Source organism: Streptomyces sp. ADI96-02 (assembly GCF_003846185.1).
Taxonomy (GTDB): domain Bacteria; phylum Actinomycetota; class Actinomycetes; order Streptomycetales; family Streptomycetaceae; genus Streptomyces.
On the sequence record NZ_ML123034.1, the window covers coordinates 5,873,376 to 5,885,228 of the forward strand.

At 70.6% G+C, this 11,853-nt stretch carries 8 protein-coding genes and 3 pseudogenes; 9 read left to right on the plus strand and 2 right to left on the minus strand.

Annotated elements, in window-relative coordinates; translation table 11 throughout:
* Positions 1-564: 564 nt before the first annotated feature.
* The 9 genes and pseudogenes from ggt to EES43_RS31585 all read left to right on the plus strand — a co-directional run.
* Complete coding sequence (gene ggt / locus EES43_RS25805) at positions 565-2,382, plus strand: gamma-glutamyltransferase (RefSeq protein ID WP_124270959.1); 1,818 nt, start codon at positions 565-567, stop codon at positions 2,380-2,382.
* 63 nt (positions 2,383-2,445) lie between these two features.
* Positions 2,446-2,826 (plus strand): PPOX class F420-dependent oxidoreductase, encoded by a 381-nt coding sequence (locus tag EES43_RS25810; RefSeq protein ID WP_124270960.1) that lies wholly within the window; start codon positions 2,446-2,448, stop codon positions 2,824-2,826.
* A 152-nt stretch (positions 2,827-2,978) separates the two neighbouring features.
* A complete protein-coding gene (locus EES43_RS25815; RefSeq protein WP_124270961.1) occupies positions 2,979-4,316 on the plus strand; it encodes a hypothetical protein in 1,338 nt (445 codons plus the stop codon).
* A gap of 227 nt (positions 4,317-4,543) precedes the next feature.
* Positions 4,544-5,386: a nitrilase-related carbon-nitrogen hydrolase gene (locus tag EES43_RS25820; RefSeq protein ID WP_124270962.1), complete on the plus strand. Its 843-nt coding sequence runs from the start codon at positions 4,544-4,546 to the stop codon at positions 5,384-5,386.
* On the plus strand, positions 5,383-6,666 hold the full coding sequence (locus EES43_RS25825; RefSeq protein ID WP_124270963.1) for an aspartate aminotransferase family protein: 1,284 nt from the start codon (positions 5,383-5,385) through the stop codon (positions 6,664-6,666). Before EES43_RS25820 ends, EES43_RS25825 begins: the two co-directional genes overlap by 4 nt.
* 255 nt (positions 6,667-6,921) lie before the next feature.
* Positions 6,922-7,395, plus strand: a pseudogene (locus EES43_RS25830) (amidohydrolase family protein); the annotation flags it as partial.
* A 145-nt stretch (positions 7,396-7,540) separates the two neighbouring features.
* Positions 7,541-8,932 (plus strand): dihydropyrimidinase, encoded by a 1,392-nt coding sequence (gene hydA, locus EES43_RS25835; RefSeq protein ID WP_124270964.1) that lies wholly within the window; start codon positions 7,541-7,543, stop codon positions 8,930-8,932.
* A 48-nt stretch (positions 8,933-8,980) separates the two neighbouring features.
* Entirely contained in the window at positions 8,981-9,994 is a 1,014-nt protein-coding gene (locus EES43_RS25840; protein WP_124270965.1) for a TIGR03842 family LLM class F420-dependent oxidoreductase, read from the plus strand.
* Positions 9,995-10,342: 348 nt separating this feature from the next.
* Positions 10,343-10,480, plus strand: a pseudogene (locus tag EES43_RS31585) (IS5/IS1182 family transposase); the annotation flags it as partial.
* 272 nt (positions 10,481-10,752) lie between these two features.
* On the opposite strand, the gene EES43_RS30820 reads toward EES43_RS31585, so the two are convergent.
* The gene (locus EES43_RS30820; protein ID WP_164493275.1) at positions 10,753-11,088 is read right to left on the minus strand and encodes a hypothetical protein; all 336 of its coding nucleotides are present in this window, start codon (positions 11,086-11,088) and stop codon (positions 10,753-10,755) included.
* Between the two features lie 374 nt (positions 11,089-11,462).
* A pseudogene (locus EES43_RS25850) lies at positions 11,463-11,853 on the minus strand (transposase family protein); the annotation flags it as partial.

The following is an 11,853-nucleotide window of genomic DNA, read 5'->3' on the forward strand; positions in this document are numbered from 1 at the left end:
CCCTCCGCTCGTCCACGGCACCACCCAGCGACCCCATCGCCGCGGCCAGCGAACCCCCACCCGACGACGACGCACTCGAAGCGCCCGACGACGCCGCAGAAGCGAAACCCACCCCCGCCACCCACGGCAACGACACCCCCACCGCAACCGCCACACACGACGACACAACGCGGTGACCAGGAGAAAGGCGACGAGCAGACATCAGGGCCTCCGTAGGAGTTAGAGAACGGCTAGACCCAGGAGAACCTGCGGATACCAGAGGAGACCCTATGGAAACACCCTGAGATCTCCAGTAGCTGGATTTCGCCTCGTAGGCTCTCCCCGTTCGAGGCTCGGGACCCTTCGACGGCCGGTACGGCTCAGCGAGGCGCCGGCCCGGGTGCGCGAGCCTGCCCGGCGATGCGCCGATTCCGGCCACCGGCATGCCCTGCCCGATGGCGGGCACGTCGTCCGCTATGGGCGCACATGTCAGCGGTGGTCCGGGTGTCCGTTCGAGGCGGTCCTGACGAGCCGGGTACTCCAGGGCTACCCTGCGGCGGAGATTCGTTGACTGGAGGTACACATATGCGCCGTTCCGTCGGTCGGAACACGTCGCTGTTGGCCGCCTTCGCGGTGGTCGTCTCGCTCGGGGCAGCCGCCCCGGCGGGCTCCGCCGCGCCGCCCGCCCGGCATCCTGTGCCGCCCAAGTCCCCGGTGGCGGTGGGCTACGGGGGCGCGGTGTCCAGCGTCGACCCGGATGCCACGGCAGCCGGCATCGACGTGCTGCGCCGGGGCGGCAACGCCGTCGACGCGGCCGTCGCGACCGCGGCGGCGCTCGGTGTCACCGAGCCCTACTCGGCGGGCATCGGCGGCGGCGGCTTCTTCGTCCACTACGACGCCGAGACGCGCACCGTGCGGACGATCGACGGCCGCGAGACCGCGCCGCGCAGCGCGGACTCCTCCCTCTTCCTGGAGAACGGCACACCGGTCCCGTTCGAGGAGGCGGTGACCAGCGGACTCGGCGTCGGCACACCCGGCACCCCCGCGACCTGGGAGCGGGCCCTGGACGCGTGGGGCAGCAAGTCCCTGCGCACGCTGCTGAAGCCGGCCGAACGCCTGGCCCGCGAGGGCTTCGTCGTGGACGGCACCTTCCGTTCCCAGACGGCGGCCAACCAGGCACGGTTCGCGGACTTCCCGGCCTCCGCCGAGCTGTTCCTGCCCGGCGGCGAACTCCCGGTGGTGGGCTCGGTGTTCACGAACCCCGACCTGGCCCGTACGTACGCGGAGCTGGGCCGCAAGGGGATGGGCGAGCTGTACCGGGGCCGGCTGGCGGACGACATCGTCCGCACGGTCCGCACGCCGCCCGTCGACCCGGACGCCGACCGGGTGGTCAGGCCCGGTGATCTGGGCCGCGCCGACCTCGCCTCCTACCGGACCCTGCGCCGGGACCCGACGAAGGTCGGCTACCGCGGCCTGGACGTGTACGGCATGGCGCCGTCCTCCTCCGGCGGCACGAGCGTGGGCGAAGCGCTCAACATCCTGGAGTCCACCGACCTCTCGCGGGTGGACCAGGTCCAGTACCTGCACCGGCTGATCGAGGCGAGCCGGATCGCGTTCGCCGACCGGGGACGCTGGGTCGGCGACCCCGCGTTCGAGGACGTGCCGACGCGCGAACTGCTGAGCCAGCGCTTCGCCGACGCGCGCGAGTGCCTCATCAAGGACGGCGAGGCGCTGAAGAGCCCGCTGGCGCCGGGCGACCCGCGCAAGCCGGTCCGGTGCGGGAGCGGCGGCACGGCCGCGCCGACGACGTTCGAGGGCGAGAACACCACGCACCTGACGACCGCCGACAAGTGGGGCAACGTCGTCGCCTACACCCTGACCATCGAGTCGACCGGCGGCAGCGGCATCACGGTGCCGGGGCGCGGCTTCCTGCTCAACAACGAACTGACCGACTTCTCCTTCGCCCCGGCCAACCCGGCGGTGCACGACCCGAACCTCCCGGGGCCGGGCAAGCGACCGCGCTCGTCGATCTCGCCGACCATCGTGCTCCAGAACGGCAGGCCGGTGCTGGCCCTCGGCTCGCCGGGCGGGGCCACGATCATCACGACCGTGCTCCAGTCGCTGACCGGTCACCTCGACCGGGGACTTCCGCTCGTCGACGCGATCGCCGCGCCGCGCGCCAGCCAGCGCAACGCGGCGACGACGGAGATCGAACCGGATCTGTGGAACAGCCCGCTGCGCGCCCGGCTGGAGGCGTTCGGCCACGTCTTCAAGCAGAACCCGGAGATCGGGGCCGCCACCGGAGTGCAGCGGCTGCCGGACGGGCGGTGGCTCGCGGCGGCGGAGAAGGTGCGCCGGGGCGGGGGCTCGGCGATGGTGGTGCGCCCGAGCGGCGGGAACTGAGCGGGGCGCGCCGTCGCCGGCCTGCCTTCCCGCTTGCCGGCGGCGGCGCGTAAGGTCGCGCCCGTGACTCTCCAGGACTTCGCCCGCAGTGAATACGTCAGCCTGACCACGTACCGGAAGAACGGCACGTCCGTCTCCACGCCCGTCTGGGCCGCGGCCGACGGTGGCGTCCTCTACGTCTGGACCCGGACCGACTCGTGGAAGGTCAAGCGGCTGCGCAACGACAGCCGGGTCGTGGTCACCGTGTGCGATGTGCGCGGACGGATCGCCGAAGGCGCGGCGAGCGCCGAGGGCCGGGCCCGGCTTCTCGACGCGGACGGCACCCGCGCGGTGCGCAAGCTGCTCGCCCGCAAGTACACCTGGAAGTTCTGGATCATCGACTGGCCCGCGACGGTCGCCCGGCTCGGTAAGCGTCCGCACACCGGGATCGCGGTCACGTTCTGAGCGGTGCCCTGAGCGGTGCCGTGAGCGGGCCCGCGCACGACGTGCCGAGGGCGCAGCGCGCCCGAAAGCCGCCCGTAGCCGTCCCGTAACACGACTGCGGTCCAATGCCTGCCTGACCGGAAGGTCCCGGTCGACGGTCGGCGAGGACGACGATGACGGTGCAGCGGAATGCGGCGGAGGCAGGTGCGTTCGCGCCGTGCCTGCGGGAACTGACGGCACGCCTGGACCCGGGGCGCGGATGGTACGGGGTCTTCACCCGGCGTGATCCCGCAGGCATGCGGGCCTGCCTGGAGGGGGCGGAGATACCGCCCTGGGACGTGGTGGAGTCGCTGCTCGCGGACCTCGCCGCGCTGCACGGACCACGCTGCGCCGAGCAGGTCTCCGTACCGGCCGCGGCCCTGTACGCGGCGTCCGTCGCCGCCCACGACCGGCGGCCCGGCGGACGCCAGGAGCTCGTGCGCCGACTGGAGTTGATGATCCGGGAGCAGGCCGGGGCGGCGGAGCGGCTGCGTACGGCGGCGGAGCCGGGCGGAGGCCCGTTCCGGCCCGACGCCGCGGCCTGGGCCCGCGACGACCATGAACGCGCCACCGCCCGCTGCGCGGAACTGCGCGGGCGGCTGGCCGCCGTGACGGCGCCGGCCGCAGGGCCCCGTACCGCCGGCTCCGCCGCGGAGCCGCCTGGCGGACCCACCGCGCGGACGGAGCCCCCGGGGCCCGACGGCCGCCGGGGCTCCGGCCCGACGGCGGCACCCCCGGCCCGGCGGAAGAAGCCGCGCGGCGCCCGGTTCGCCGGACTGGAGCCGGACGAGGGCGAGGCCGCTCACCGGCCCGGACCCCATCCCGTACTGCCCGCCACCGCCCCGTCGGGCGCCTCGGCCCCGCGCGGCGCCCGGTTCGGCGGCGGTGCGGCGGGGGAGAGCAGGGAGCAGCTCGGTCCCGCGCCCGCCCGGCTGGACCCGGCCGCCGCCGAGGAGGTCGCGGCGGCGGTCGCCCGACTGGTCCGGCTGCGCCGGGAGGGCCGCGGCGGCGAGGCCCACGTGGTGCTCTGCGAGGTGGCGTCCTGGCCGGCGGACCGGCTGCCGGTGCTCGCGGTCGCCCTGTCCCGCGCGGGCCTGTCCGCCGACTGGACGACCCTGCTCTGGGAGGCGTCCTCACTGCCGCCCACAGGGTTCGCCGCGGTGGCGGCGGCACTGTCCGCCGCGGGCCGCGACGACGACTGCGGGCTGCTGCTGCGCCAGGGCGTGTCCCGGCCCGCCGCCGAGGTGGCCGACGCGGTGCTCGCCCTGGCGGACGCCGGGCGGGAGCACGAGGCGCGCGCCCTGCTGCGCGCCTACGTCCGGGTGCGTACGCCCGAGGAGGCGGCCTCGGTCGCGCGGTGCGGCGGCCCCGGCGTCCTGCCGCACCTCCTCCCGGCGGCCCGCGAGGTGTCGGAGGGGCGCGCGTGGGACCTGGTGCGCGCGCTGCGGGTGGCAGGCGTGCCGGAGGTGTGAGGGGCCGGGCCGGTCGCCGCGCGGGAGGCTGCGGCGTACGGCCTTTCCGGCCGGGTTGAGGAGCGGGGCGGCCGTTGTGGACCGCTCGGGTGCGAAACATGATCGACTCAGCCGGTTCACGGCGATGGTCTTGCCCCGCCGTGCCGCGGGGCTTACGTTCTCCATCCAGCACCTGTCTACGTGCGTAGAAACGTAGAGGCTCTGACGCCGCGTCGAAGGAGCAGATCGTGTCCCACGTCGTACGCGCCGCACTCGTCCAGGCGACCTGGACCGGCGACACCGAATCCATGATCGCCAAGCATGAGGACCATGCGCGCGAGGCAGCCCGTCAGGGGGCGCAGATCATCGGGTTCCAGGAGGTGTTCAACGCCCCCTACTTCTGCCAGGTCCAGGAACCCGAGCACTACCGGTGGGCCGAGCCGGTCCCGGACGGGCCGACCATCCGCCGGATGCGGGACCTCGCCCGCGAGACCGGCATGGTGATCGTCGTCCCGGTCTTCGAGGTCGAGCAGTCCGGCTTCTACTACAACACCGCCGCCGTGATCGACGCCGACGGCTCGTATCTCGGCAAGTACCGCAAGCACCACATCCCGCAGGTCAAGGGCTTCTGGGAGAAGTACTACTTCAAGCCCGGCAACGTCGGCTGGCCCGTCTTCGACACCGCCGTCGGCAAGGTCGGCGTCTACATCTGCTACGACCGGCACTTCCCCGAAGGATGGCGGCAACTGGGCATCAACGGTGCGCAGTTGGTCTACAACCCGTCCGCCACCTCGCGCGGCCTCTCCGGCCACCTGTGGCAGCTGGAACAGCCGGCGTCCGCCGTCGCCAACGAGTACTTCGTCGCCGCGATCAACCGGGTCGGCCAGGAGGAGTACGGCGACAACGACTTCTACGGCACCAGCTACTTCGTCGATCCGCGCGGTCAGTTCGTCGGGGACGTCGCCGACGACAAGGAGGAGGAACTCCTCGTCCGCGACCTCGACTTCGGCCTGATCGAGGAGGTCCGGCAGCAGTGGGCGTTCTACCGGGACCGCCGCCCCGACGCCTACGACGGGCTGGTGCAGCCGTGACCGGCCTCCACGAGCGCCATCTCGCCGTCAGCCCCGACTGGCTGTCCCTGTACTACCGCCACCCGCTGGAGCTCACCCACGGCGAGGGCCGGCACGTCTGGGACGCCGAGGGCAACCGCTACCTCGACTTCTTCGGCGGCATCCTCACCACCATGACCGCCCACGCCCTGCCCGAGGTGACCAAGGCGGTCGCCGAGCAGGCCGGGCGGATCATCCACTCCTCCACCCTCTACCTCAACCGTCCGATGGTGGAGCTGGCCGAACGCGTCGCCGCCCTCTCCGGCATCCCCGACGCGCGGGTCTTCTTCACCACCTCCGGCACCGAGGCGAACGACACCGCGCTGCTGCTCGCCACCGCGTACCGCCGCTCCAACCAGATCCTCGCGATGCGCAACAGCTACCACGGCCGCTCCTTCTCGGCGGTCTCGATCACCGGCAACCGCGGCTGGTCGCCGACGAGCCTGTCCCCCTTGCAGACGCTGTACGTCCACGGCGGCGTCCGCACCCGGGGGCCGTACGCCGAGCTGAGCGACGCGCGGTTCATCCGGGCCTGCGTGGCGGACCTGGAGGACCTGCTCGGCCACACCCGGGACGCCGCGGCCCTGATCGCGGAGCCGATCCAGGGCGTCGGCGGCTTCACCTCGCCGCCCGACGGACTCTTCGCCGCGTTCCGCGAGGTGCTGGACCGGCACGGCGTCCTGTGGATCTCGGACGAGGTCCAGACGGGCTGGGGCCGCACCGGCGACCACTTCTGGGGCTGGCAGGCGCACGCCGAGCACGGACCGCCGGACATGCTCACCTTCGCCAAGGGCATCGGCAACGGCATGTCGATCGGCGGAGTCGTGGCCCGGGCCGAGGTGATGAACTGCCTCGACGCCAACTCCATCTCGACGTTCGGCGGTTCGCCGGTCACCATGGCCGCCGGGCTCGCCAACCTCTCGTACCACCTGGAGAACGACCTCCAGGGCAACGCGCGGCGCGTCGGCGGGCTCCTGGTCGAACGGCTCCGGGGCGTCGCCGCCGGCTCGGCCGCCGTGCGCGAAGTGCGCGGCCGGGGGCTGATGATCGGCCTTGAGCTGGTGAGGCCCGGCACGGACGAGGCCCATCCGGAGGCCGCTACCGCCGTGCTGGAGGCGGCCCGCGAGGGCGGGCTGCTCATCGGCAAGGGCGGCGGCCACAACACCAGCGTGCTGCGGATCGCGCCGCCGCTGACCCTGACCGTGGCCGAGGCCGAGGAGGGCGCAGCGATCCTCGGGGAGGCGCTGCACGCGGCGGTCTGACCCGGCGTCCGGCACCGAGCGGCACCGTGCGGCGGACATCCGGCACCGGGTGTCCGCCGCCCCGGGAGGCGATCCCGAAGCCCCCAGCCCGGGGCCCCAGCCCTGAGCCCGAGGCCCGGGGCCCGCCCGCACCCGGCCATGCGCACCGTGATCCACGCGCACCGTGATCCACGCGCACCGTGATCCACGTCCTTCTCCACGCACCCCGCCCGCCCGCGCGCGTGGAACCGTTCGACCGCAGTCGAGGAGAGGTACATGAGCCGCACCGTCATCCACGGTGGTCTGGTCATCACCGCGTCCGACGAGATCCACGCCGACGTACTCGTCGAGGGCGGACGCGTCGTCGCGCTCGCCGCCCACGGCACCGACGCCGCCGAGGGCTGGAGCGCCGACCGCCGGATCGACGCCACCGGCAAGTACGTCATCCCGGGCGGCGTCGACGCCCACACCCACATGGAGATGCCGCTCGGCGGCACGTACGCCGCCGACACCTTCGCGACGGGGACCCGGGCGGCGGCCTGGGGCGGCACCACCACCATCGTCGACTTCGCGATCCAGAGCATGGGCGGCGGCCTGTGCCAGGGGCTGGACGCCTGGTACGCCAAGGCCGACGGCAAGTGCGCCGTCGACTACGCCTTCCACATGATCCTCGCGGACGTGAACCCCTCCACCCTCAAGGAGATGGACCTCCTCGTCGCCGAGGGGATCACCTCCTTCAAGGGTTTCGTTCGGTCGCGTGACCAGGGGTTTTCTAGCGGAGTAGGCGGTGTGTCGTGCGGGGTGGCGGTGTGAGGGGGCCGGCGGGCCGGGGCGTGGCCCCGGCCCGTGTTGGTGGTGGGCTGGTCGGTGGTCGGTGTGAAGGGAAGGCTGGGAAATGACTCGGACTCTGATTACTGGTGGTCTTGTGATCACGGCCGCGGACGAGGTGCATGCGGATGTGCTGATCGAGCATGGCCGGGTGGTGGCGTTGGCGGCACCGGGTACGCAGGAGTGGGTGGCGGAGCGGGTGATCGACGCGTCGCAGAAGTACGTGATTCCGGGTGGGGTCGACGCGCACACGCATATGGAGCTGCCGTTCGGCGGCACGTTCGCTTCGGATACGTTTGAGACGGGGACGCGGGCGGCGGCGTGGGGCGGGACGACGACGATCGTCGATTTCGCGGTGCAGGCGAAGGGGCAGGCGCTGCGGGCTGGTCTGGATGCCTGGATGGAGAAGGCGGATGGGAACTGCGCGATCGATTACGCGTTCCACATGATCATGTCGGACGTGAACGAGGCGACGCTGCGGGAGATGCCGAAGCTGGTCGAGATCGGTGTTTCCTCGTTCAAATTGTTTATGGCGTATCCGGGTGTCTTCTATTCGGACGACGGCCAGATCCTGCGGGCGATGCAGGTGGCCGGCGATACGGGCGGGCTGATCATGATGCACGCGGAGAACGGCATCGCGATCGACGTCCTGGTGGAACAGGCTCTGGCTCGGGGTGAGACCGATCCCCGGTACCACGGGGAGGTCCGTAGGGCGCTGCTGGAGGCGGAGGCGACGCACCGGGCGATCCAGCTGGCCCGGGTCGCGGGCTCCCCGCTGTATGTCGTGCACGTGTCCGCGGAGGAGGCGGTGGCGGAGCTGGCGGCGGCGAGGGACATGGGGTTGCCGGTCTTTGGTGAGACCTGCCCGCAGTACCTGTTCCTGTCGACGGACAACCTGGCGGAGCCGGACTTCGGGGGTGCCAAGTATGTGTGCAGCACGCCGCTGCGGCCGAAGGAGCACCAGGCGGCATTGTGGCGGGGCCTGCGCACGAATGACCTTCAGGTGGTCTCCACCGACCACTGCCCGTTCTGCTTCTCTGGTCAGAAGGATCTGGGCCGGGGAGACTTCTCGAAGATCCCCAACGGACTGCCGGGGGTGGAGAACCGGATGGACCTGCTCCACCAGGCGGTGGTGGACGGGCACATCTCCCGGCGCCGCTGGATCGAGATCGCGTGCGCGTCCCCGGCCCGGATGTTCGGCCTCTATCCGCGAAAGGGCACCATCAGCCCCGGTGCGGACGCGGACATTGTCATCTATGACCCGCATGCCACGCAGGTGCTGTCGGCCGAGACCCACCACATGAACGTCGACTACTCGGCGTATGAAGGGAAGACGGTGACCGGCCAGGTCGAGACCGTCCTCTCACGGGGTGAGGCGGTGCTGGATCAGCGGAAGTACGTGGGTCATGCGGGGCACGGGGCGTTCCTGCCGCGTGGTCTTTGCCAGTACCTGGGCTGAGTGTCCCGGGGTCTTGTCGTCTATCGACTCGAATTTTGGAGGTTCCGCGTGGACTTCGGACTCGTCCTGCAGACCGACCCGCCCGCCTCGCAGGTCGTCGGGCTGATGCGCCGGGCGGAGCGCAACGGTTTCCGTTACGGCTGGACCTTCGACTCGGCCGTGCTGTGGCAGGACCCCTTCGTCATCTACAGCCAGATCCTCGAACACACCACCAAGTTGCATGTCGGCCCGATGGTGACCAACCCGGGGACACGAACGTGGGAGGTCACCGCCTCCACCTTCGCGACCCTCAACGACATGTACGGCAACCGCACGGTGTGCGGCATCGGGCGCGGCGACTCCGCGATGCGCGTCGCGGGCCGCCGGCCCAACACCCTGGCCCGTCTTGGCGAGGCCATCGACGTCATCCGGGACCTCGCCGAGGGCCGGGAGGCGACGGTCGACGGGCAGCCGCTGCAGATCCCGTGGGTGAAGGACGGGCGGCTGCCGGTGTGGATGGCGGCGTACGGGCCCAAGGCCCTGGCCCTGGCCGGGCAGAAGGCCGACGGGTTCATCCTCCAGCTCGCCGACCCGTTCCTGACGGAGTGGATGATCAAGACCGTCCGGCAGGCCGCCGTGGACGCGGGCCGCGACCCCGATGCCCTCACCATTTGTGTCGCTGCCCCGGCGTACGTCACCGCGGACAACTCCCAGCAGGCGCTGGCCCATGCCCGCGATCAGTGCCGCTGGTTCGGCGGGATGGTCGGCAACCACGTCGCCGACCTGGTCGCCAAGTACGGCGAACACTCCTCGATGGTCCCCGAGGAGCTGACGGTGTACATCAAGGACCGGCAGGGCTACGACTACTCCCACCACGGCCGCGCTGACAACCCCGATACCGACTTCGTCCCCGACGAAATCGTCGACCGTTTCTGCCTCCTGGGCCCCGCCGAGGCTCATGTCGAGAAGCTCCAGCACTTGCGCGACCTCGGCGTGGACCAGTTCGCCCTCTACGACATGCACGACAATCGCGAGGGCACCATCGACGCCTACGGCTCCACCGTCATCCCCGCCCTCTACTGACAAAGTCGTTCGGTCCAGGCACCGATACAGGTGGATTACGGCCATCCACCTGTTCCCGATGACTCATCACGTGGAGAGGACTCCAACGACTGACGGACGCCCTTATCGGTTCGACTTGAGGTAGGGGAGCGAGGCGGGGCCGGAGCACGTCACCTCATGGCCCGTGCGCAGGGCCTGCAGCTAAGGCCCGTCGTCCAAGCCGTACGACACCTTCCGAAGCACGGGAGCCACGTGCGTTGCGAACATTGAGCCCGTCACTCGAACAGAGTCAGCCTCGCTGGCACTGCAGGGAGCAAGTCCAGCGACCTGAGAATGCGTCCGGTGTCAGCCCCGTCGATGATCATGTAGGAGCGGTCGATCTCCTGGCTCTTCGGATACCGACGCCTCACTGTCCGGTACGAACGAAAAGGCAGCCACTTCCTCGCCTTTCTCGGCCTCGCCGCAGCCCTCACCTGCTACAAGAGACTCGCCAAGCTCGCCACGTGAGACATCCTCTAAGCCCAGTCCGAGTACGTACGGGCTCTGCCCTGGTCAGCCGAGCCGATGCCCGGCTGGCAGGCGGACAAGCAGGACGGACTCGGCTACACCGTGGAGCAGCGCAAGCAGGTCGCTCCCGCCGGAGCACACACTGGCTGGTTCCCTTCAGCTGGCACGGCGCCCAACTCGCCACGGCGTTGGGCCCGGGCCCGCACTTCGTTCACCTCCGCTCGAGCCCAGGCGAGCCGAACAAGGCCCTGAGGGAGCGACGCGGTTTGTGATCAGTCCTGTGGGGGCCGCCACACCCGGACAGGGCGGACAGTTGCATCGCGTTGAGCAGGCCGCGGTGGAAGCGTCGGGGTCTCCGGAGATTTCCGCTGACACGGCCGGAGTCGCGTGGGGCTGGCGGCATACCCGGCAACGCTCGTCTGATCTGTGAACGCCACGATCAGCGGTTTCGGACGTTGAGTCTTCCCGCGAAGAAAAATCATCGCGGACTTCAGCACCTCGTTCACCTCGCGAAGCCGCTTTTTCTCCGCACGCAGCCGACGCAGTTCCTCACGATCATCGCTGGTCGCGCCCGCGACCTGGCCGACGTCGATTTCGTACTGCATCACCCACGGACTCCGGGAGACACCGAGCGAGTCGGCGACCTGGGTGTGCAGTGCCCGCGCGGACGACTACTCCGAACGAGCTCTGTCACCAGCCTCACGGCTTGGCTACGAAGAGCTGCGTCAATCTTCTTGGGCACGTGTCTCATCCTCTCTGATGGCTCACAACGAAGCGGCAGAGAAGCCGGAACGGTTCACTCACGAGCACATGCGGTAGGTCGAGTGCGGCAGGATGGATGACCAACGAGGCCCCCGGGCAACGTGATTGAGGCGTGGGGCCCTCGATCAACTGCTCGAGGGCCTCGCCCGTTGCGTTCCCGGCCCATCACCCGATCGGTGGCCAACTCGAAGAAGCTCACTGAACCTCTTTCATCCTGAATAGTCGCAGGTCGGGCTCGCCGTAACAGCCGCCAGGACTTCAGCTGTGCGAAGGCGCGTTCTCCCGGAGCTCGCAGCCGGGCATGGTCACGGTTGAACTGCTGGTAGTGCTCGGGCTGTTCGTTGTGGTGGTAGTAGGGGGTGCGGAAGGTGGCGCGCCGGCACCCTGGTAGGCCCGGTCGGCCAGGACCAGGATCTGCCGGGTGAGGCAGGCTTGGACGATGCCGTGCGCGCGGGCCGCGGTCAGGTCGTGCGTGCGGTCCGGTGTCGCGCGGGAGAACCGCAGTGGGGTGCCGTCCGGGCGTGCGACGACCTGGACATTCATGCCGTGCTGCTTGTGCTTCTGTGAGTAGTACGGGCTGGTCCGCGGCGATACGGTCGGTGGGGATGAGC

Coding starts and splice junctions, on each gene's coding strand:
- EES43_RS25815 (WP_124270961.1), top strand. CDS start 2,979: ATGACGGTGCAGCGGAATGCGGCGGAGGCAGGTGCGTTCGCGCCGTGC.
- ggt (WP_124270959.1), top strand. CDS start 565: ATGCGCCGTTCCGTCGGTCGGAACACGTCGCTGTTGGCCGCCTTCGCG.
- hydA (WP_124270964.1), top strand. CDS start 7,541: ATGACTCGGACTCTGATTACTGGTGGTCTTGTGATCACGGCCGCGGAC.